Below are 23070 nucleotides of genomic sequence, written 5' to 3'. Positions count from 1 at the left end.
GGCACACCATGCCCATCGATGGCTACAGCGACGCGCTGTCCGCTATGCTTTCCGCCAACGCGCGCGAGGCAACCGATGCCCATGCCGCCACGCTGCCGGCCCGGGCCCAAGCCGGTCCGGCCCGCCGCGCGTCGGATACGGGCCATCGGCCGGCCGCCACTGGCGGACTGGCCTATGCGATACGCTATATCGTGGCCGGCACGCAGCGGCGGGCCGCCATGCGGCAGGAAAAGGCCGAAACCCGCCTGGCCGACTCCATGCATCGCTTCATCGATCAATGGAGCCGGCGCCAGATCGACGGGCTGTCCCAGCGCGATGGCGCAGGACTGCTCCAGGCCGTCTGCCAGGATGCGATGTCCGGCGGCATCGAACTGGAACAACCGGCGATGGTCGCCGTCCTGCAGCGCTGCCTGGATGCCATCAAGGACCCGGAACCGCTTTCGCAGCTGTACAACGACCTGGCGGGAAGCACGCCGCGGACGCGCGCGCTCGCCGATCTTCAAACGGACAAACTGCGCCACACGGCCAACCGCTTCCTGGACACGCTGGAACAGGTCCTGGCGCACACCCTCGCGGCGCGCATAGGAACGCCGTTGTTCGGACGGCTGTTCAAAACCAACGACTGCACGCCGGAAGCGGCGCGCCAGGTGCGCGATACGCTGGAACAACTGCACGGCATCGGGCTATGGCTGTCTTCGCCCGCGCGTTCGGCCGCGCAGGTGCTCGGCGGCATGCTGGATATCCTGACCGACAAGGAATTGGGCAAGCTGGCGGCCCAGGCCTGGCCGGAGCTTTCCGTTCACGACGAGTTCTACGGCGCGTATCCGGACGAGGTGGACGCGGCCCTTGCGTTCAGCGCCGTCTGCAGCGGCGACGCGTTGATGACGTGGCGCGAGGCCCTGCGCCTGCAGCTGGACAACCGCAAACGCGTGGCCGCCGTGCAAGCCGCGCGCACGATCGAGTGGCGTGCCGGCGGCCAACGGGTGGGCGAGGCCATGCAGGCGCTATACCATCGGCTGGACAGCGCGGCGTCCGAGTTGACCGGTTTTTTGCCAAACTCCAGCCTGTTGCGCGCCCGCATACGGACCGAAGCGCTGACCCTGGTCATGAATCGCTTGCCGGACAGCTGGCGATCCGCCGGATTGCGGGTGCTGCTGCCCCGCCAGTTGTCCTCCTTCAGGACATCGCTGGATGCACGGCCCGATATGCCCGCGCTGAAGGAAGCGTCGATCACCGCGGCGGTGGCGGCGGTACAGGCCGATATGCTGGGAAGGGACCGGCGGGCAGTGGAAGAGGCGCTGGCCCGCCTGCACGAATCGATCGCCACGCAAGACAGGCCAGTGGCCTTGACCCATCTGGCGGCGCTTGGCCATGCGCTATGGGAACTGCGCAGGACGCTGGCCGCGTTCAACACCGCCATGCCCGACGAATTGGAAACATCCGTTCGACACGCCGCACGTGCCATGCGCACCCTGCTGCACGGCGACGGCCGAGATCCCGATGCACGTATCCTGCGCGGCATGTCCGATGCCGAACTGGGCAGGCTGCGCGCCGCCAGCCGGACGCTATCGTCCTTCGGAACCCTGGTGGACAAAGCGGCTTTGACATCGGCGATCGACGCGCGGCGCGAAATCCCGCCCAGGGCACGCGATTCCATGCATCGATTGATCCGGACGCTGATGCGCGCCGACGCCGACATCCAGCAAGTCTGCTCGCAGCTGCGCGACGTGGCGGATGTCCTGTTCCGGCTCAGCCAGCGCCTCGCCGCCATGGGCGAAGATGTATCCGCGGATACCAACTCCGCGCTCGCCCAGGATATGGTCTGGCCCGCGATCGAAAGCCTTGCGCGAGGCGACGACGCGACAGCGAGCAATCGCATGGGCGCGGCGCTTGCGCGGGTCGGCCTGACGGCCCCTCCCCTGCGCGAGCCCATCGAGGCACTGGCCGACTGGTCCACCGCGCAGCCCGAAGAACAACGCAAACGCCAGGACGCATGCACATCCACGCTGATGCTGGCGTGGTACGTGGAACGCAACCTGCGAGCCGCCATCCCCACGGTTTTCCCCGGCGCGCAGGCGGAGGGCAGGGGCGATATCCGCCGCCCGGACACCCCGGCCATTCCCGAGGAAACCCATGCCGCGGCGTTGCGCGCCGCCATCGCGGGCCAATTCGGCGTGGACTGGGATGCCGCGAACCAGCTGGCGAAACCATGCATCGGATACGCCTTGCATTGCACGCTCGAACGGTATCTGACTGCCCCGCCCACCGGCGACGTTCTGCTCTCGCGACCTGTGCAACTGCATGCGTCGGACGGCGAGCCTTCCTGGTTCGTCGTCTGCGAAAGATTCGCGCGCGGCATGCTGGACCAACCCGGCATGGCCCTGGGCGTGGAGGGCATCGGGCCGCATGGGCATGCGATATACAGCCCCGGCTTCCCGGCGACCCTGGACAAGGACGCCCGGCTTGCCGCCATGGGCAGGACCATGCATGCCCTGCGTGAATTGGCGGGTGCGGCGATGCCCGCCCTGACGCGATGGATGCATCGCGGAATACCGGAAGGTTTCGTCGCCGCGCTCGCGTCGTCGACGGACACCTACGTGCTGCGCCTGCCGGACGGCTTGCAGGCGCGAGGCCCGACGTCGGCGCCCAACGCCACTGAATTCCTGGTGCGGCGGGAGGCAGACGGGCAATACAGCATCGCCGCATCGCTGACATGGAGCGAAGTCAGAAACCTACCCTTGATCGCGGCGGATTCGGCGATGCCGTCCGGCACGATCGCACTGGATCCGTCGCGCAGCCGCATCACGGCGGCGTTCGACATGGGCGCGGATGCCCAGGGCGTTGTTTTCGGACTGCGAAGGGCGGTCGACATCCGCTATACGCTGACGCCTCTACAATAGCGATCCATCGTATCGTTTCCCGCCCACGCGCACCTGCCCCCGCTACCCCACGATGAAACTCTCCGACATTCCCTTTGGCACGACCGACTGGTCGACCGTAGAAACCACCGAACATGCCGGAACGACGGGCAAGGCGCTGTGGCGCACGCGCCAGTTCGGCGACATACGCGTGCGCATGGTGGAATACACGCCGGGGTATCTGGCGGACCATTGGTGCAGCAAGGGGCATATCCTGCTTTGCCTGTCGGGCTCGCTGGATACCGAACTGGAAGACGGGCGGCGATTCACCTTGCAGCCGGGGATGAGCTATCAGGTCGCGGACGGGGCCGAGGCGCACCGGTCTTCCACATCCACCGGGGCGACGTTGTTCATCGTCGATTAAGGGATCGGCCGTCCACGGGCAGCCGGACGAGAAGGATCGACCCCGTCGACGCGAACATCGCGCCTGCCCGCCGCTGTTTCATACGGCGCCAAAGTATTACTCCAGTCCATTCGTTGTGCACCCCTAGACTGTTCCGCGTTGCACGGCCAACCTGGAGACATCATGCGCATCGCTTACGGACTTGGTTCCATCGGTTGTTGTATTGCTCTGGCGGGAGTATTTTTGGTTTCAGACGGCTGGGCGGAAGACAAGCCATCGCCAGCCAGAGAAAAAATACAAAACGCCGTAAAGTGCGACCTCGATGTCACCTCGGTGACGTGCAAGGCCACCGACAACTCGTTCACCTTCCAGGCCCACATGGAACAGCCGGTATCCGCCGGCTCGAACGGCAACGGCACGATGACCTTTGAAAGCGCCGTCAGTAACTATAAGAACGTTAACTGTTCGATAGATGTCGACCCCGACATCGGTGCCGTGGACGGCGATATCTGGTGCAACAGCCACCATGCCACGCTCGTTCAGCCCACATCCAGCCAGCTGTTTGCGAACCGGGTCCACGGCAACGGCGGTTTCTGGTAAGCCGCGGTCAGACCCCTGTCACCGATCCGCCATATACGTCGTGGGCCCGCCCGGCAAACTTACGCCGGGAAATCGGCCGCCAGGCCGACATCCCGCCACGCCTCGATCTGATCGAGGCGTTCCTTCAGTTTGTCGGTCACGGCCTTCATCCCGAAGGCACCTAGAACCAGATGCCGCGGCGCCGTTTCGACTTCGGTGATATGGATCATCGCCTGCGCGGCGCGATCCGGGTCGCCGATCTGCTTGCCGCTGTTTTCGCGCGTGGCCTGCATGCGTTTGGCCGAGCTTTCGGCATAGTCGGCGATCTGCGTGGGCGTCTGCCGCAGGGAGCGCCCCGCCCAATCGGTACGGAAAGGACCGGGCTCGACGCAGGTTACCTGGATGCCGAGCGAACCCGCTTCCGCCGCGAGCGCGTCGGAAAACCCTTCGACGGCATGCTTGGAGGCCGCGTAATACGCGGAGCCCTGGAAGCCCACCAGGCCGGCCACCGATGTGATGTTGATGATGTGCCCCCGCCGCCGTTCCCGCATGCCGGGAAGCACCGCGCGGGTCATGGCGAACAAGCCGAACACGTTGGCGTCGAACTGCGCGCGGATCTCCGCTTCGACGCCCTCTTCGACCGTGGACTGGTAGCCGTATCCCGCGTTATTGACCAGCACGTCGATACGGCCGAAACGTTCCTGCGCCGCGCGCACCGCCGCACTGATGGCGGCCGTGTCTGTCACGTCCAGGGATAATGCCAGTACGCGGTCCGGCGCCTGTTCCGCCAGGTCCGCGATGCGGGCCTGGTCGCGCGCGGTTGCCACGACCGGCCAGCCGCGGGCGATCACCGCCAGCGCCAGCGCGCGGCCGAAGCCGGTGGAGCAACCGGTGATGAACCATACGGGAGGGGACTGCGGGGCGGTCGGCATGGCGGGATCTCCTGACGGGGCCGCGCGGGGCGGCGAACCCATCAAGGCTAGCGCACGCCCCTCCCCCACCGCAACCGCGCGTACGCGCATGCCGAGCCATCGCGGCCGCATCGGATCACATGTTGGACGCTCGTGGCCGAAGTCCCCTGCGCACGCAAGGAACTTGTCAGCAAACCGTCACGAAGACCGCACCGAGTCCACCACCACACCATAGACGTCCCGCGCCGCCCCTTCGCTGATCTTGCCATCCAGCAGGTCGCGCCGCAGACGCTCCGGCGCGCGCTGCGCTGGCCTGCCGTAGCCGCCGCCCCCAGGCGTTTCGATGCGCACGCTTTCATCCGCGTCCAACACAATGTTCGCGGTTTTGGAGAAGAGCTCTTCTTCGTTCGGCGTGCGAGGGTTGCGGACCAGGCGCGCGCGGCGCCCGTCCAGGCCGCCGTCCACGCCCGTCGCGACACCCACCGTATGGCTGTCCGAACGCGCGGAGAAGACGATGCCCGGCACCAGCGCGCGGATCTGCTTGGCGATGGCCAGGCCGCCGCGCGTGCGGCCCGCGCCGCCGGAATCCGCGATCATCGCGTACTCGTCCATCAACAGCGGATATTCGTTTTCCAGCGCTTCCACGGGCAGGTTCGACGTATTGGTCATGTGCACGTGGATCGCATCCATGCCATCGCTGTCGTACCGCGCGCCCGCGCCGCCGCCCAGCGTTTCCAGGTACACGAACTGGCCCGGGCGCGTGGCCCATTTGCCGGAAAACACGATGGCCGGGCAGCAGTCGTTGCCCGAGGCCATGATTTTTTCAGGCGGCAGCAGGCCGCGAAACGCGCCGAAGATGGCGCCCGCCACTTTCTGCGCGGTGATCGAGCGCGCGCCGACGGCCGCCGGATGTTCCGGATTGGTGATGGTGCCCAGCGGGGCGTAAATGTCGATGGGTTCGAACAGGCCCGCGTTGGGTGCGATGTCCGGGTCGAGCAGCGCCTTGACCGCGTAGTAGACGGAGGCGCGCAGCGCGTTCACCGGCAGATTCATCGCGCCGCGTGCCTGCCGCCCCGAACCGGTGAAGTCGAAATGCAGCCGCTCGGGGTGCACGGTCAGGGTGACCTGGAGGCGCACCGGGTCGCCGCCCAGGCCGTCGTCGTCCAGGTCGGAATGGAAGGTGTAGCTGCCCTGTTTCAGGTCGGCGATGCGATTGAGCAGCCGCCGGCGGGTATAGCGGATAACGTCGTCCACCGATCGCAGCACGGCATCCAGGCCCATCTGGCGGATCAGGCCCTGCATGGCCGCCGCGCCGCGCCGGTTGGTCGCCATCTGCACGCGCAGGTCCAGCAGGCGCTCTTCGGGATCGCGCGTGTTGGCGCAGATCAGGTTGAGCAGGTCGTCGTCCACCTTGCCGGCGCGCGCCAGGCGCGTGACCGGAATGCGGATGCCTTCGGCGAAGATGGAGTTCAACCCGCCGGCGATGGAGCCCGGCACCGGGCCGCCGACGTCGGCGTGATGCGCGATGTTGGCGGCGAAAAACCGCAGGCGGCCTTCCCAGAATACCGGCGTGACGATGTTGATGTCGGGCAGGTGGCTGCCGTTGGCCAGGTAGGGATCGTTGCAGATGAAAATGTCGCCGTCTTCGATCGTTTCCACCGCGTGGCGCTCGAGGATGGCTTGCATGGCGCCATTGAGCGAGCCCAGGTGCAGGGGGATCTGCGTGCCCTGCGCGACCAGGCGCCCGGCGGCGTCGAACAGCGCCACCGAACAATCCTTGCGTTCCTTGATGTTGGTGGAAAACGACGCGCGCACCAGCGTGTTGTTCATGTCTTCCGTAATCGACAGCAGCCGGTTGCAGAAGACCTCCATGCCGATGGGATCGGCCAAAGTGTCGTCGTTGCGGGAAGCTTCAGCCATTTGCGTTGCCTTGCAGGGTAATGATCAGGTTGCCGTAGTCGTCCACCACGGCATGGTGGCCGACGCCGACCACGGTGGAAGAACTCATTTCCTCGACCAGGGCCGGGCCATGGAAGGGAACGCCGGTGGGCAGGCGGCCGCGGTCGTAGACGGGCGTTTCCAGCCAGCCGTGCGCCGCGCCGAAATACGTGTTGCGCGTGCCGACCCGGGCTTCGTCCATCGTGCCGCGCACGGTGCGCGGCGACAGGGGCGCCTTGATGACCTGGCCGGTGGCCTGCACGCGGCAGTTGATGATCTGGATGGCGCGGTCGTCGACGTCGTAGCCGTACTCGCGCAGATGCGCCTGGTTGAACCGCGACAGGAATTCCTGGAAGCCGCTGGCGGCGGTGTCGTCCAGCGGTACCTGTACCTCGAAATTCTGCCCCTCGTAGCGGGCGTCGATGGCGCAATGGGCCGCGCGCAGGCTGGGCGCCACGCCTTCGGCCGCCAGCCAGTCGTCCGCCTGCTGGCGCAGCGCGTCGAAGATGCCCGCCACGCGGGTCCAGTTGTCCGCCGTGGCCAGCGCGATCTCGCTGCGCACGAAATCGAAAGAGATGTCGCTGAGCAGGATGCCGCGCGCGCACATGGTGCCCGGCTCCTGCGGCACGATGACGCGCGGGATGCCGCATTCGGTCGCGACCTCCACGGCATGCAGGGGACCCGCGCCGCCGAAGGCGAACAGCGCGAAGCGCGAGAGATCATGGCCGCGTTCGGTGGAGACGGCCCGGATGGCGCGGCTCATATTGGCGGTGGCGATACGCAGGATGCCTTCGGCGGCGTCCTCGATCCCCAGGCCCAGCGGACGCGCGACCTTGTCCTGGATGACCTGGCGCGCGGCTTCGGCGTGAACCGGCATTCGTCCGTTCAGCAGCGCGACGGGGTTCAGCCGCTGCAGCACGATTTCGGCATCGGTGATGGTGGGTTCCTCGCCGCCGCGGCCGTAGCCCACGGGACCGGGAACGGCGCCCGCGCTGTGCGGGCCCACTTTCAAGGCGCCGGCGTCGTCCATCCATGCGATGCTGCCGCCGCCCGCGCCGATGACGTGGATGTCCACCATGGGCGTCTTCACCGGATAGCCGGCGACGTGGCGGTGCGAGGTGAACAGCGGCTTGCCGTCGACGATCAGCGACACATCGGTACTGGTGCCGCCGACGTCGAAGGTGATCAGGTTGGGACTGCCGATCACGCGGCCCACGGCGGCGGCGCCCACCACGCCGGCCGCGGGGCCGGACAGGCAGGTGCGTACCGGGAACTGGCGCACGCTCGCGATGGACATCAGGCCGCCGTTCGAATGCACGGTGTGCGGCTCGTGCGCGATGCCCAGTTCGCGCACGCGCAGCAAAAAGCGTTCGAGATAGCCGGCCATGCGCGGCCCGACCGCGGCATTCAGCACGGTCGTGGACAGGCGTTCGTATTCGCGGAATTCCGGCAGCACCTCGCTGGACAGGCTGATGTACGCATCCGGGATTTCCTCGGCGACGATCTCGCGGGCGCGTCGTTCATGCACGGGATTGCGATAGGAATGCAGGAAGCAGATGGTGATGGCGCCGATGCCATGTTCCCTGAAATACCGCGCGGCCTGGCGCACGGCGTCCTCGTCCAGCGGCTCGCGCACCTGTCCCGTGGCCTGCACGCGCTCGGCCACTTCGATGCGGAACTGGCGCGGCACCGCGACGGGCGGCTTGCCCACGCCGTAGTCGTACAGGTGCGGACGGGTCTGGCGGCCGATCTCCAGCACATCGCGAAAACCCTTCGTGGTGATAAGGCCGACCGGCGCGCCCTTGCGCTCGATGATCAGGTTGGTCGCCACCGTCGTGCCGTGGCCCACGTGCGATACCTGCGCGGGTTCGACACCGTGCATCTCGAGCAGCCCCGCGATACCGGTCGCGATGGCGCGCGAGGGGTCGTCCGGCGTGGAAGGCACTTTGTGGAAATGCACCACGCCGGCGCTTTCGTCGATCATGGTGAAGTCGGTAAACGTCCCGCCGACGTCTATGCCGATCCGGTACATATCGTTGTCTTCCTGAAAGAGTGAATCTGGGCGCGGCGCGCAACGCGCCGCGCATGCGGGCGCAGGCCTAGTCGAGCTTGATCCCGGCCTGCTTGACGACCTTGCACCATTTGGCGTTGTCGTCCTTGATCATGGCGGCGAAGGCATCGCCGGTCACGGAAGACACCTGCGATCCGGTGCTTTCCAGGTATTGCTTCATATCGGGGCCGTTCTGCACGGCGACGATGGCCTTGCTCAGGCGCGTGGCGATGTCGGCTGGCAGATGGGCCGGCGCGAACATGCCGAACCACACGATGGCCTCGAAACCGGGGTAGCCGGATTCGGCGACGGTAGGCACGTCGGGCAGCATGGGACTGCGCTGCGCGGACGTTACCGCCAGCGCGTGCAGCTTGCCTTCCTTGATGTAGGGATAAGAGGTCATGATGACGTCCATCATCATGTCGACCTGTCCGCCCAGCAGATCGATCAGCGCCGGGCCCGATCCGCGATAGGGAACGTGGGTCATCGAGATGCCGGCCGCATTGGTGAAGAAAGCCGAAGCCAGGTGGTTCGAGGTTCCCGGCCCGTTGGAAGCATAGGTGTAGCGGTCGGGGTCCTTGCGGACCAGCGCGACGAAGGACTTCAGATCCGACGCCTGCACCTTGTTGTTATTGACCACGATGACATTGGGTATCGTCGCCACGACCGCCAGCGGCGTGAAGTCCTTGGACGCGTTGTAGGGCAGGTTCGAATAGATGCAGGGGGCGCTGCCGTGCGTGCTGACCGAACCCATCAGGATGGTGTAGCCGTCGGCGGGCTGGCGCGCGACGTAGTCGGTGCCGACGGTGCCGCCGGCGCCGGGACGGTTTTCGACGATCACGTTGGCGCCCAGGTTCTTGCCTAGCCCTTCGGCCAGCTTGCGGGCGATCAGGTCGGTGGAGCCGCCCGCCGCGAACGGCACGACCAGGCGGACGATCTTGTCGTTCGGCCAGGCCGCCATGGCGGTCGCGCCGGATAGCGCCATGATCGTGCCCGCCAGGAGCGCCCGGCACCTGCTTGGCGTAAGTAGTTTCATGTATCTATTCCCCTTGTCCGTGGTTGCCCGGGCGCGGATCGTGGTCCGCCGGAATCCGGGCGCTGTGTCCTGCAGGGGAAATCCTAGGCCGGGCCGGACGCGGACGGCAGTCATTTCCATTTATAGTGATATCAATCGCATTGATGCCGCAGTGCGGTGCCCCGGGGCCCGGCCCCATCGATCCGACGACGCGCCCATGAAATCCCCGGACCTGAACCTGCTCATCCATTTCGACGCGCTGATGACATGGCGGACGATCTCGCGGGCGGCGGAACACGTCGGCGTCAGCCAGCCGGCCATGAGCGCGGCGCTGAGCCGCCTGCGCAAGCTATTCAACGATCCCCTGCTGGAGCGCGACGGCAGCCAGTGGCAACCGACGCCGCAGGCGCTGGCGCTGCACCAGGAGTTCCAGCCGCTGCTGGCGCGCTGGCAGCGTGCCACCGGCCCGCGCGAGGCATTCGACCCCCGTGTCACGGCGCGCACGTTTTCGCTGTACGCGACCGACTACATGCAGTTCACGCTGATGCCGCGCGTGCTGCCCGGGCTGGCGCGGGAGGCGCCGCACCTGCAGCTGCGCGTGATGCCGGCCCGCCTGCAGCACGGCCTGAGCATGCTGGAGACGAACCACGTCGAGTTGCTGGCGGGCTATTTTCCCGATCCGTCGCAGAACCTGCGCGCCCGCTTCCTGTACGACGAACCCGCGGTCTGCATCGTGCGCGAACAGCATCCCTGCCTGCGCCGGCGCTGGAACCTCGATGCCTACCTGCGCTATCCGCACGTCGACCTGGCCGCGCATACCGGCCACTTCAGCAGCGCCATCGATCGCATGCTGCGCGCGATGGGCCGCGAACGCACCGTGGCCGCCACGCTGTCCAGCTACCTCGTGGGCCCCTACGTGGTGGCGGCCTCGGACCTGATATGCACCGTGCCCATGAGCGTGGCCAAGGCGGCGCCGCGCGCGGTGGGCCTGGCCGTGCTGGACGTTCCCCTGAAGCTGCCGAAGCTGTCGGTGTCGCTGTATTGGCACGAACGCCACCAGGAGGACCCCGGGCACGGGTGGCTGCGGCAATACATCGCCGAACATGCCGCGCCGCTGCTCTACCATGCGCCAGATTTTTCCCCGCTTTGAGGATAGACTACGCCCCTATATCCTTGTGGTATCCCGCCGTCGCCACGGCCCCAGGCAAAGCCGGATGCGGCCGTGCAGTCCCAAGCCACGAAGGCCCCAGAGAGCGCCATGAACGATCCCAACTCACTGAATCCGCCGGGCTCGCCCCTGCAGGCCCTTAGCCTTCAGCGCCGCACAGAATTGATGCTGCGCGCCATCCGTGACTATGCGATCTACCTGCTCGATACGGATGGATACATCGTCAGCTGGAATACCGGCGCCCAACGCTTCAAGGGCTATACCGCGGACGAGATCATCGGCCAGCATTTTTCGCGCTTCTATACCGAAGAAGACCGGCGCGACGGCCTGCCGCAGCGCGCCTTGCGCATCGCCGCGGAAAACGGCATCTACGAAGCCGAGGGCTGGCGAGTGCGCAAGGATGGCACGCGCTTCTGGACCAGCGTGGTGATCGACCCCGTGCTCGACGACCATGGCGTGTTGATCGGCTACGCCAAGGTCACGCGCGATATCAGCGACAAGAAGCGCGCCCACGAAGAACTGTTCGCCGCCGAGCAGCGCTTCCGGCTGCTGGTGCAGGGCGTGCGCGACTACGCCATCTACATGCTGGACCAGGACGGCCGGATCACCAATTGGAACGCGGGCGCGCAGGCGATCAAGGGCTATATGGCGCACGAGGTCATCGGCAAGCACTTTTCGCACTTCTATACGCCGGAAGACCGCGACCGCGGCGAGCCGCAGCGCGCGCTGGCGACCGCCCTGCGCGACGGCCGTTTCCTGGGTGAAGGCTGGCGCATACGCAAGGATGGCACGCGCTTCTGGGCCAGCGTGGTGCTCGATCCCATCCGCGACGAACAGGGCACCTTCATCGGTTTCGCCAAGATCACCCGCGATATGACCGAACGGCGGGAAGCCCAGCTGGCCCTGGACCGCAGCCGCGACGCCCTGAACCAGGCACAGAAAATGGAAGCGATCGGCCGCATCACGGGCGGCGTGGCGCACGATTTCAACAACCTGCTGACCATCATCCGTTCTTCCGCGGAACTGCTGCGGCGATCCGCGCTGTCCGAAGAAAAGCGGACGCGCTATATCAACGCCATCGTCGATACCGCGGGCAAGGCGGCGCAACTGACCCGGCAACTCCTGGCCTTCGCGCGCAAGCAGCCCCTGATGCCGGAAGTCTTCGACGTGCCGGTGCGGCTGCGCGGGATGGAGCAGATCATCCATACCTCGATAGGATCGCCGATCAAGCTGAAACTGGATCTGCCGGAAGGCATGCGGCCGATCGAAGCGGATCCGAACCAGTTCGAGACCGCCATCCTGAACATCGTCATCAACGCCCGCGACGCGATGCCGCGCGGCGGGCGGCTGACCATCGCGGCGCGCCAGGTCGACCACATCCCGCCCGTGCGCGGCCATTCCGGCGCCAGCGGCGATTTTGTCGCGGTGTCGGTGACCGACACGGGCACGGGCATCGAGCCCGGCGCCTTGCGGCGGATATTCGAGCCTTTCTTCACCACCAAGGCCGTGAACAAGGGCACCGGGCTGGGACTGAGCCAGGCCTACGGCTTCGCCAAGCAATCGGGCGGCGAAATCGCCGTGGAGACCCAACCCGGCAAGGGTTCCACCTTCACGCTGTACCTGCCTTGCGCGCGCGCCGGCGCGGCGGCCGACAGCGGCGGCGACGGCGAGCCCATCGCCCTGCCCTCCACCGGCAAGCCCATATCGGTCCTGCTGGTCGAAGACAACGAAACCGTCGGGCGCTTCACCCTTGGACTGCTGCACGAACTGGGGTTGACGGCGCACTGGGCCACCGACGGGGAATCGGCGCTATCGCTGCTCAATGCCCGCAACGGCCGTTTCGACGTGGTGTTCTCCGACGTCGTCATGCCCGGGATGAACGGCATCGAACTCGCATCGAGGGCACGCCGGCGCTGGCCCGACCTGCGCATCGTACTGACCAGCGGCTACAGCCACGTGCTTGCCGAGCAGGGCACCCACGGCTTCGAGTTCCTGGAAAAGCCGTATTCGGCCGAGGCGCTGGTCAAGACGCTGGGCCTGGAAAACCGCGTGCCGATGCTGCCCGCCAGGCCGTTCCCCGCGCCCTGAGGCGGGCATCCCGGGGCCTGTCGACGCGCAAGGGACAGGCGCACGAACTGCCGCGCAAGGGCGAAGGTCCGGGCCGCCGCCCGTGGGCGCGCGCCCCGCTTATGCCAGCAGGCCGCTGGCGCGCCGCACCTGGCGCGCGATACCTTGCTCCAGCACGTGGTCTCCACCCGGGCTGAGCAATGTCAGGAAGGCGCGTGCCCGCGTAATGCCGGTGTAAAGCAGTTCGCGGGTCAGGATGGGGCTGATGCGCTCGGGCAGCACCACGGCGGCATGGTCGAACTCCGACCCCTGCGACTTGTGCACGGTCAGCGCGAACACGGTTTCGACGGCCTGCAACCGGCTGGGCAGCACCCATTTGACCCGGCCGCTGCCGTCCGTCATGGGGAAGGCCACGCGCAGGACCGGCGCCTGCCCGGCCCCCACCGGCAACGCCAGCGTGATGCCGATGTCGCCGTTCATCAGCCCCAGCGCGTAATCGTTGCGCGTCACCAGCACCGGCCGGCCGGCGTACCAGCCGTCCGTGGCGTCGATCAACCCATGCTCGTGCAACAGCCGCGCCACGCGGCGATTCAAGCCATCCACGCCCCAGGGGCCCTGGCGCAGCGTGGTCAGCAACTGGAAGGCACCGTGGGATCGCAGGACCTGCCGGGCCCAATCGTCCAGGTCTTCCTGTCCGGCACCCGGCGCGGGGCGGCGCGCCTGCATCACGCGCAGATAACGCGCGTAGCCGTGCGGGCCGGGCGCCGACGCGGAATCGCCGCGCCCGTCCAGGCCGCCATCGGGCGCGCCGGTGCGGCCCTCGTCCGGGCCGGAAGCGGCCAGGCCATGGCCGGCGGGGTCGCCCATCATCGCCAGCTCGAGTTCCGTGCGGGCCTGGCCATCCAGGACCAGCGCGGCGAAGTCGCGTTCGCATTCGCGGCCGGCCAGCCGCGTCACGCCGGCGTGTGGCTGGCGCCAGAATCGCGCCACGGCCTGCCGGTTGCCGGCGTTGATGGCGGACGCCAGGCGCCCGATGCCGCTGTCGGCGGCGAAACGGTGGCTATGGCGCAGCATGACGATGGCCTGGTCCAGAGGCGTGCCGGCGGCATCGTCGAGCAGGTCCGCGTCGATGCGCTCGCCGCTGACCTGCTCCAGCCAGTCGCGCGTGTCGGACGTGTAGCGTCCGGCGTGCGCCTCGCGGCACAGATCGGCCAGCACGGCGCCGGCCTCCACCGAGGCCAGCTGGTCCTTGTCGCCCAGCAGGATCAGCCGTCCCCGCGCCGGCAGCGCCTGCAGCAGGGCCGCCATGGTTTCCAGGTCGATCATCGACGCCTCGTCGACGACCAGCACGTCGAGCGCGAGAGGATGCTCGGCGTCGTGCCGAAACTTGCGCGAGCCTGGGCGGCTGCCCAACAGGCGATGCAGCGTCGATACGCTCGTGGGGATCGCCTGCCGCACGGCCGCGCCATCCGGCAGATCGCCGATCGGCAGGCGCGACACCGCGCCCGCGATGGATTCGCTCAGGCGCGCCGCCGCCTTGCCGGTAGGCGCGGCCAACCGGATGCGCAAGGGCCGCGGCTCGCCGGCCGCCGGGGCATCGTCCGGCGCGTCGGCGGCCGTGCCGGCGGGCGCCATCCCGCGCAGTGCCAGCGCCTGCAACACGGCGAGCACCTTGACCACCGTGGTCGTCTTGCCGGTGCCCGGGCCGCCGGTAATGATGGTGAACGCGCTGCGGGCAGCGGTGGCGCAGGCGATCTTCTGCCAATCGGTGCCCGGCGCCAGGCCGCCGGCCGTGTCGCGCGGAAACAAGGCGTCCAGCATGGCGCGCAGGCGCGACGGCGGCAACGCCGCCTGCAGACCGGAGTTGCGCGCCAGCCGCGCCGCGATGCCGGCGTTGATGTCCTGCTCGTATTGCCAGCAGCGCCGCAAATAGAGGCGGCGCTCGACCAGCACCAGCGGCGTGCCGCCCGGCCCGCGCCCGACCAGTTGCGGCACGTCCAGCGCCGCCAGCCAGCGCGCGAGCGAGACGTGGGCCAGCAGACTCGCGGGCGAACGCAGCGGCGCATCGGAGGCGGACAGGTCGGCGCCTTCCGGCGGCAGCGCCAGCGTCATTTCGGGGTCTTCCAGCGCCGCGCCCAGGTCCAGGCAGGCATGGCCGTGCGCCAGCTGGTGGCTGGCGAGCAGCGCGCCCAGGATGGCCAGCGGCGGCGCATCGGGCACCTCTTCCCACAGGAAGCGGGCGAAGACGACATCGATGGGGCGTATCCACGCATGCGCCGCCCACGCGTCCATCAGGCCGAGCAGGTCGCGGCGCGCGTCGTCCGCCATGGCCGGGGTATCCGCGATCGTCGACAGGAACATCAGGCAGCCTCCTCGCGCGCGCGCGCCGTGGCGAACAGGCGATCGAGGGCGTGCATCATCGCGGCGGGCGGCCGTTCGGCGAACACGCCGCCATCGGGGGCCCGCATGCCGCGCAGGAACACATACGCCGCGCCGCCGACATGGCGGTCGTAATCGTAATCGGGCAGGCGCGAGCGCAGCAGGCGATGCAGGGCGAACAGATACAACGCGTACTGCAGCTCGTAGCGATGGCCGATGATGGCCCCGCGCATTGCCGTTCGCGTGTAGGCGGCATCGTCTTCGCCGAGCCGGTTGGATTTGTAGTCCAGCACGTAATAGCGGCCCTGGTGTTCGAAAACCAGATCGATGAAGCCCTTCAGCATCCCGTTGATGCGGGTGGGCTCCAGGACCGGCCGGGGCGCGCCGTCCAGCGTATACGCGCGCACGATGCGATCGAGCTCGGCCACGTCGACATTGTCGGCGCCCAGCCAGAATTCCATTTCGGAGATGTAGTCCGCCAGTTCGGCCAGCGCCACGCCAACGACCTGGCCGTCGGGCAGGCCGGGCAGCATCATGGGCCGCTCGACCGCATCCAGCAGCCACGCGGTAAGCGGTTCGGTCCAGGCGGACCAATTGCGCACCTGGCAGCGGCGCGCCACGGCATCGCGGACGATGTCCGGCTTGCCGGCGATCGTGCCGAAGCCCTGCGCGGCGGCCCATTCGAGCAGCTCGTGAAAGAAGGTCCCCGCCTGGGCCCCCGATGGAAAGGCGTGCAGCGGGCCCGCGCCGCCGCCCGGCCCGGAGGTCCGCGAAGCGGATGGGGCCGGCTGCGCCGGCGCGTCGCCCGCATCGTCCACGGCCTCGGGCGCGGTGTCGGTGCCGGCGGTTTCGAGGAAGACATCCTCGCGGGCGGTCTCGGGCTCGGTTTCCGGCGCGCCGGCGCCGCGCGCGGTACGCAGCGAGGAATAACTGGCGATCCACCAGGGATCGCGCACCCCGCGCCGCATCGTGCGCGCGTGGCCGGAGGGCGCTGTCGCGACATCGGGCAGATAGCGGATCCCGGACGGCGACGGCGCCTGCGCGACGTCGATGTCGGCGTGGCCGTCGCGCCAGGCTTCCAGTGTGCCGGGCAGCGACGATGGCTCGGGGGCCAGGCCATGCCCGATCAGATAACCCAGGGCGCTGGCTTGCAGGTTGGCGACGGGCGCCACGCCGATCCAGGTGGCATAGCGCGCCCGTGTCAGCGCGACATAGAGCTTGCGCAGGTCCTCGCCCAGGCGCTCGCGGTCCGCGCGCGCATGGCCCGCGGCATCGGGCACCAGCGATACCCGGAGCGCGCCGTCTTCATCGTGCCAGGACAGCGGCACCGCATCCGGCCGCACGGGCCGGAAGGCGGCGGCGTAGGGCAGGAATACCAGCGGATATTCGAGACCCTTGGACTTATGGACGGTGATGACGCGCACCAGGTCGGCGTCGCTTTCCAGGCGGATGGTCAGCGCGTCGTTCTCGTCGCCCTGCCCGGCGGCGTGGCGCATTTCGGCCAGATGGCGCAACAGCGCGTGCTCTCCATCCAGCCGCGTGCTGGCCTGTTGCAGCAGTTCCGCGATATGCAGGATGTCGGTCATCACGCGTTCGCCGTCGCCGCCATCCGGGCCGGCGTCCGGGGCCAATTGGCGGCCGGGTACGCCGAAGTCGTCGAGCAGACGACGCAGCATGGGCAGCACGCCCTTGTCGCGCCACAGCCGGGCATAGCCGCGGAATTGCTGGACGCGCGCCTCCCATTCCAGTTCGTCCTGGCCGATGCGGTCCAGGTCCTGCCACGGCACGCCCAGCGTGGGCGTGGCCAGGGCCGCGCGCAGGGCGCGGGCATCGTCGGGTTCCGCGCAGGCGCGCAGCCAGAATTCGATTTCGCCGGCCTGCGCGCTGGCGAAGACGGACTGCCGCTCCGACAGATACACGCTGCGCACGCCGTGTCGCGACAAGGCGCGCCGCACGGCGCGCGCCTGCCGCCCGGTATCGACCAGCACGGCGATGTCGGCCGGCCGCAGCGGCGTCATGTCCGCTGGCGGCGCCGGCAGCGCGCCGCGCGGCGCGAAACCGGCGCGGCCTTGCTGGCCCAGCGTCAACAGCCGCGCGACTTCGCAGGCGCAGACGTCGGCCATGGCCTCTACATAGGCGCCCGTGCCCATGGCTTTGCCGTCCTCGGGCTGGGGCAGCCACCACATCGTCAGCGCCGGCATGGCGGCATCCGCCACGACCAGGCGATCGGGGCGATCGTTGGCGTGCACGGGGATGAACGGCACGGGATTGCCGTCGCCGCGGCGGAACAGGAAGGCGCCTTCGCCCTCGTGCCGCTGCTCGGCCGCCAGGAAGCAATGGTTCACGGCATCGACCATCGGCAGGGTGGAACGGAAGTTCCTGCCCAGCACGTAGAGCCGTCCGTCCACCGCCGCGCGCGCGCGCAGATAGGTGTAGATGTCCGCGCCGCGAAAGCCGTAGATCGCCTGCTTGGGATCGCCGATCAGGATCAAGGCGCTACCGGCGTCGTTGTCCGCGACGCGGTACACGGCGTCGAAGATGCGGTATTGGACGGGGTCGGTATCCTGGAATTCGTCGATCAGCGCCACGGGGAACTGCTTGCGCAGCGTATCGGCCAGGCCTTCGCCGCCGGGGCCGGCCAGCGCGGCGTCCAACTGGTCCAGCAAGGCATCGAAGCTCATTTGCGCCCGTTGCGCCTGCTCGCCGGCAAAGCGGCGGCTGACCCAATCGGCGGCGTGGCGCAGCACGTCGTGGCGCGCTTCCGGCAGCGCGCGGGTCCGTTCGCGCAGTTCGGCCAGGGCCGCGAAGGCCGGATGGTCGGGCGGGTCGCCCTTCCAGGCTTCGTCCAGGCCGGGACCCAGGCGCAGCCAGGCCGTTTCGCTCAGTTGCGGGATGCGGGCGTCCGCGTCCTCGCACCAGGCGCGCAGGTTCTCCAGCCAACCCAGGTAATAACGCGCCTGTATCTGGCGGCCGTTGACCCGCTTGGCCGCGACGCCGTCGTCGAACAACTGGCGCAATTCCGGCAGCCACGCCTGCCACGGCTGCTTCAGCTCGCCCAGCACGGTCTGGCGATGCCGGCGCGCCATGTGCAGCAGATCGCACGGGGCGCGCACGCCGCTTGCATCGGCGACGGCGGCGGCGCCGTCATGCATCTCGTCGCCGGGTTCGCCGCGCGTGCCATCGCCGGCGCCGCCGGCATCGTCCAGCCGCCGCGCCAATCCGTCATCGCGCGGCGCCTTCAGTTCGGGCGCGAAGCGCAGCACCGGCATCAATTGCGCCTGCAGCTCGTCCGGCCCGGGCCACCAGGCGCGCACCTCCGCCGCGGATATCGCATCCAGCGGCGCGATATGCGCACGCCAGTAGTCGCGCACCACTTCCGCCATCAGCGGCGCGGCGTTCTCCTCCAGGGTTTGCTGGAACAGGCTGTTGCTGTCGAATGCATGTTCGCGCAGCATGCGATTGCACCAGCCGTGGATGGTGGAGACGGCTGCCTCGTCCATCCACTCGCCGGCGAGCTGGAGCTTGCGGGCGCAGGCCGTCCAGCTGTCCACGGGATAGTCGGCGCGCAGGTCGTGCAACGGATCCTCGCCGGGCGCGCGCGGCGCCACGCGATCGGGATCGGCCAGGAAGTACGCGGCCGCTTCCGCCAGCCGCGCGCGTATGCGGTCGCGCAGTTCCTGCGTGGCGGCCTCGGTGAATGTCACGACCAGGATCTGCGGCGGCATCAGGGGGCGTTCGAAACCCGCGTCGCCGCCATGCCCCAGCACCAGCCGCACGTACAAGGTCGCGATGGTGAAGGTCTTGCCGGTCCCGGCGCTGGCTTCGATCAGCCGGCTGCCATGCAGCGGAAAGCGCAGCACATCCAGTGGCGTCGCCGGCACATCCTTGCCCTGCGTCGCCTTGCCCGCGCGGCGGCCGGATTCAGGCATGGTCGGTCTCCTGGCCGGCGGCGGTGGTCTTGCCCTTGTTGCGGTCGGCATATAGCGAGGCGCGCATCAGCCGCAGCCAGCCTTGCGCCAGCGCGAAGAACTCGCCGCTGCGCGCCAGTGACGCGAAGTCGGGGTACACGGCGCGCAGATACGGGCTGCCATCCACCTCGCCGCGCTGTTCCGCCGCCCCTTCGTACACTTTGCGCGCGGCCTGCCCGGCGGGCGCAGCCAGCAGGGCCGGAATACCGTCGCCGTCCGGACCGTCCCAGGCCTGCGGCACGGTGTCGTCCTCGCCGCCGTCATCGCCAGGTCCGGCGAGCGATGCCTCCTGCGCGGCAGCGTCCGGCGCATCGAGCTCCGGCGGCGTCGGATGGCGTGTCAGCCATTCGAAGGCGGTGGCCGTCGCCAGCGGCAGCGGACGCGACATCCCGGCCTGCCAGCCGCGCAGCCAGGCCCGCAGGCAGCGCATCGCCTGGCGCCGCGCCAAGGGAGGGAAGACCACGTCGCCGGCCTTGCTGACGACCACGGTGGTGACAGGGTCTCCCGCCAGCTGCGCCGCCACATGCGCCACCCAATGAGGCACGATGCGCGCGGCACGGTATTTTCCCTTGGGGATCAGGCTGCTGCTGTCGACCAGCAGGCGGCAATACTGCCCGTCGTCGTCGCGGCGGAACGCCCCCAGGGTATCCTCCAGCGCCGGCGCGCCCCCGGCGCCGGAGACCGTCACGGGGAATTCCCGCTGTACCGCATGCGGCCAGCGCGCCAGCGCTTTGCCGTAGCGTTCCGCCATATCGTCCAGCGGCGCGATCAGGTCCTGCGCCGTCAGCGCGCCGAAAGCCCCATCGGCAAGCATGCCGGCGCGAGCGATGCGCGCGGCTTCGGCCTCGCGGCTGGCAAGGAAATCGCCGCCGGTTTCGAGCGCGCGCGACTGCGCGCGGATCAAGGCATCCTGCAATTGCCATTGTTCGAGCGCGTCCGGGACGAAGGGCTCGACGTCCTCGGTGGCGGCGTCCTCCAGCATGAAGCTGACCTGCAGCCGCTGCTTGAAGAAGGCATCCACCGGGGCGCGGACGAAATCGGCCAGCTCGCGCAATGTCAGCGGTTCCTCTCGCGCCATCGGCGGCAGCGCCCGCATGGGCGGGGCATGATCGCCGCCACCGCGCCATTCGCGCGCATAAGTGAAGAAAGCGGACGACGGATCGGAGAAATACGCGGGGCTGAAAGGCTGCAGGCGATGTTCGGTGGTCAGGGCGGCCAGCAGCGCCTCGTCGGGCTGCGGCATCGCCGGTGGGAAAATACCGGCGTCGCTGTCCGCATCGGCGTCGATCGCGCCGTCGGCATCGGCATCGGCATCGAGGCCGGCGCGCGCGAGCCGCCACCCCGCGGCCAGGTGATCGCGCAGCTGGCCGACCAGTACCGAAGGCGGCCGCGGCGTGTTGTCCCGCACGCTGCGGCCCACCCAGGAAATCAGCAGGCGGTCGCGTGCCGAAAGCAGCGCTTCGAGGAACAGATAGCGGTCGTCCTCGCGCCTGGAACGGTCGCCCGGCCGATAGTCGTAGGCCATCAGGTCGAAGTCCATGGGCATGCGGATGCGCGGGTACTCGCCGTCGTTCATGCCCAGCAGGCAGACGATGCGAAACGGGATCGCCCGCATCGGCATCAGCGTGGCGAAGGTGACCGCGCCGCCGAAAAAGCGTTGCGACAGGCCGCCTTCGTCCAGCCGCGCCAGCCAGTGTTCCGCCACCACGGACAGCGGCAGGTCTTCTTCCAGGCCCGCTTCCGCGCACACGTCCAGCCATTCGCGCAATGCCGCGTTCAACTGCTGCACGGTATATGCATCGGTGCTTTCGCCGGGCTGGAAGAAGCGCTCCAGCAGCGCGGCCAGGCGTTCCCCCCATACCGCCGGCGGCGCCGGCGACGACATTTCCCGCCAGCTACGTTCCAGGCTGTCGACGATGGCGACCAGCGGCCCCAGCAGGGCCGCGTCCAGGCCGCCGATATCGTCATAGGGTTCGATACCCTGCCAGTTCGCGGCGCGCGCGCCCACCGCATAGCCCAGCAGCATGCGGCGCAGGCCGAACAGCCAGCTGTTCTGCGCGGCCGGCGTACCGCTGGCGGGCAGGCCCAGCGCCTGCCGCTGCGCATCGTGCAGCCCCCAGCGGATGTTGGCGCCGCGTATCCATGCGTGCAGCAGGGGCAGCTGGTCCTGGGCGATGCCGTAGCGTTCGCGCACCGCCGGCACTTCCAGCAGGTCCATGAATTCGCTGACGGAAAAGCGTGCCCGCGACAGCTGCAGCAGTTGCTCCAGCGCGTGCAGCAAGGGATCGGCGTGGCGCTTGACGCGGTCGGCGATGGTGTAGGGAATGGCGCGCGCATCGTCGCGGTCGTGCAGGCCGAAGACCGCCTGGATATGCGGCGCATAGGCTTCGATGTCGGGAACCATCACGATGACATCGCGCGGGCGCAGCGTCGCGTCCTGGTCGAAGGCCGCCAGCAGCTGGTCGTGCAGGATTTCGACCTCGCGCTGACGGCTGTGGGCGACATGGAAACGGATCGACGCATCGCGGCCGGGATCCACGCCGGGCCAGCGCGCCCGCGTCTCCCGCAAGGGCCTGAGGTCGCGGATGTCGTCCTGCAGCTGGCGCAGCAGCGTATCGTCGCCGGCCGATTCGAACAGGTCCAGGCGGCGCGCTTCGCCGCCCAGCGCGGCGGCCAGGCGCTCGCGCGCGTCGGCGCTATCGTGTTCGTCGAGCAGGCCGATGAAATCGCGGCCCTGCTTGCCCCAGGCCGCGAGCAGCGGATGCGCATGCAGGTGCAGTTCGTTATCGTCGATGCGCGCCGGACTGCCGCCGCGGCGCCGTTGCCGCGCCTGCCCCGCGCGCAGCAGGTCCTTGCCTTCGATGATGTCCGCCCAGTAATGCTCGCAAGGGTTGTTCACGCACATCAGCACCTGCGTCCAGCGCGACAGCACCGCCAGTACCTCCAGCGATTGGCGCGGCAGTGTCGAAATACCGAAAACGATGATCCGGCGCGGCAGGCCCGGTACCGGCGTGTCGTCCGGCCAGGCCGCGGCGCGGCGCAGGAAAGCGTCGTGCACGGCGGCACGGCCGTCCGAGGAAGGCGCCGCGCCGATGGGCGCGGCCAGCGCCTTGACGTCGTCCAGGACGGCGCGCCATAGCGCCGCCTGCCAACGCTGCGAAGGCGGCAAGGGCTGATCGGCGCCGCCGTCGCGCGGCAAGGTGTCGCGGCCGGAGGCCCACGCCGCCAGCCAGTCGGCGCGATAGACCTGGTACTGGTCGAATACGTCGGCCAGTCTCTCGGCCAGCTGGTAGCGTTTGCGGCAGTCCGCATCGTCGCGCAGGAAACGCCGCAAGGGCGCGTACACCGGCTGGTCCATGACTTCCGGCAACAGGCGCAACAGGCGCCACATCAAGCGCGGCTTGTCGAAGGGCGACACTTCCGGCACCGCGGCGGCGCCCAGGACCGCCCGGTAGGCGCGCCACAGGAAACGGGACGGCAGCAGGAATTCGAAGGCGGCGGCGATGCCCGCGCCGCCGCCCGCCGCGCCATCCGCGGGATCCGCCGCCAGCGCCAGCTTCAGCCATTGCGCGATGCCGCTGCTTTGCACCAGCACGACCTCGCGCTCCAGCGGACCCAGCGGATGGGCGCGCGTCCAGCCGACCAGCACATCGCGCAGCGACTCGGACAGGTTGCTGTGGATGACGATCAGGCCGGGCGGGAGGGAGGGCGGGGACGGTCGGGACACCGGGTTT

The 23070-nt window shown here is 68.7% G+C and carries 12 protein-coding genes; 5 read left to right on the top strand and 7 right to left on the bottom strand.

Annotated features, from left to right (window positions below):
- The first annotated feature begins 8 nt into the window (after positions 1-8).
- From CAL28_RS01465 to CAL28_RS01455, 3 genes are all read left to right on the top strand, one after another.
- Positions 9-2900 carry a hypothetical protein gene (locus CAL28_RS01465; protein WP_094839649.1) on the top strand — a complete coding sequence of 964 codons (2892 nt, stop codon included), beginning with the start codon at positions 9-11 and terminating at the stop codon, positions 2898-2900.
- Positions 2901-2952: 52 nt separating this feature from the next.
- Positions 2953-3282: a DHCW motif cupin fold protein gene (locus CAL28_RS01460; RefSeq protein WP_094839648.1), complete on the top strand. Its 330-nt coding sequence runs from the start codon at positions 2953-2955 to the stop codon at positions 3280-3282.
- Between the two features lie 162 nt (positions 3283-3444).
- Positions 3445-3861 carry a hypothetical protein gene (locus CAL28_RS01455; RefSeq protein ID WP_094839647.1) on the top strand — a complete coding sequence of 139 codons (417 nt, stop codon included), beginning with the start codon at positions 3445-3447 and terminating at the stop codon, positions 3859-3861.
- A gap of 59 nt (positions 3862-3920) precedes the next feature.
- On the opposite strand, the gene CAL28_RS01450 is transcribed toward CAL28_RS01455, so the two are convergent.
- The 4 genes from CAL28_RS01450 to CAL28_RS01435 all read right to left on the bottom strand — a co-directional run bounded on the left by CAL28_RS01450 (position 3921) and on the right by CAL28_RS01435 (position 9775).
- Positions 3921-4772 carry an oxidoreductase gene (locus CAL28_RS01450; protein ID WP_094839646.1) on the bottom strand — a complete coding sequence of 284 codons (852 nt, stop codon included), beginning with the start codon at positions 4770-4772 and terminating at the stop codon, positions 3921-3923.
- A gap of 177 nt (positions 4773-4949) precedes the next feature.
- Positions 4950-6671: a hydantoinase B/oxoprolinase family protein gene (locus CAL28_RS01445; protein WP_094839645.1), complete on the bottom strand. Its 1722-nt coding sequence runs from the start codon at positions 6669-6671 to the stop codon at positions 4950-4952.
- Complete coding sequence (locus CAL28_RS01440; RefSeq protein ID WP_094839644.1) at positions 6664-8721, bottom strand: hydantoinase/oxoprolinase family protein; 2058 nt, start codon at positions 8719-8721, stop codon at positions 6664-6666. Before CAL28_RS01440 ends, CAL28_RS01445 begins: the two co-directional genes overlap by 8 nt.
- 67 nt (positions 8722-8788) lie before the next feature.
- Positions 8789-9775: a Bug family tripartite tricarboxylate transporter substrate binding protein gene (locus tag CAL28_RS01435; RefSeq protein WP_094839643.1), complete on the bottom strand. Its 987-nt coding sequence runs from the start codon at positions 9773-9775 to the stop codon at positions 8789-8791.
- A gap of 196 nt (positions 9776-9971) precedes the next feature.
- Here CAL28_RS01435 and CAL28_RS01430 point away from each other — a divergent pair, with 196 nt between their 5' ends.
- Together CAL28_RS01430 and CAL28_RS01425 are read left to right on the top strand one after the other, a co-directional pair.
- Positions 9972-10904, top strand: a complete 933-nt coding sequence (locus tag CAL28_RS01430; protein ID WP_176463833.1) for a LysR family transcriptional regulator — start codon at positions 9972-9974, stop codon at positions 10902-10904.
- A gap of 108 nt (positions 10905-11012) precedes the next feature.
- Entirely contained in the window at positions 11013-13010 is a 1998-nt protein-coding gene (locus CAL28_RS01425) for a hybrid sensor histidine kinase/response regulator (RefSeq protein ID WP_094839642.1), read from the top strand.
- 99 nt (positions 13011-13109) lie between these two features.
- Here the strand turns inward: CAL28_RS01425 and recD are convergent, their stop codons facing one another.
- The 3 genes from recD to recC are packed head-to-tail and all read right to left on the bottom strand — an operon-like array spanning position 13110 to position 23063.
- Positions 13110-15350 carry an exodeoxyribonuclease V subunit alpha gene (recD, locus tag CAL28_RS01420; RefSeq protein WP_094839641.1) on the bottom strand — a complete coding sequence of 747 codons (2241 nt, stop codon included), beginning with the start codon at positions 15348-15350 and terminating at the stop codon, positions 13110-13112.
- The gene (gene recB, locus CAL28_RS01415) at positions 15350-19297 is read right to left on the bottom strand and encodes an exodeoxyribonuclease V subunit beta (RefSeq protein WP_094839640.1); all 3948 of its coding nucleotides are present in this window, start codon (positions 19295-19297) and stop codon (positions 15350-15352) included. Before recB ends, recD begins: the two co-directional genes overlap by 1 nt.
- Entirely contained in the window at positions 19290-23063 is a 3774-nt protein-coding gene (recC, locus tag CAL28_RS01410; protein ID WP_217906519.1) for an exodeoxyribonuclease V subunit gamma, read from the bottom strand. Before recC ends, recB begins: the two co-directional genes overlap by 8 nt.
- Positions 23064-23070 lie beyond the last annotated feature (7 nt).

This window comes from Bordetella genomosp. 11 (genome assembly GCF_002261215.1).
In the GTDB taxonomy this organism is placed as follows: domain Bacteria; phylum Pseudomonadota; class Gammaproteobacteria; order Burkholderiales; family Burkholderiaceae_B; genus Bordetella_C.
Note: the sequence above shows the minus strand (reverse complement) of the source record. Positions and strands in the feature narration are given on the sequence as shown.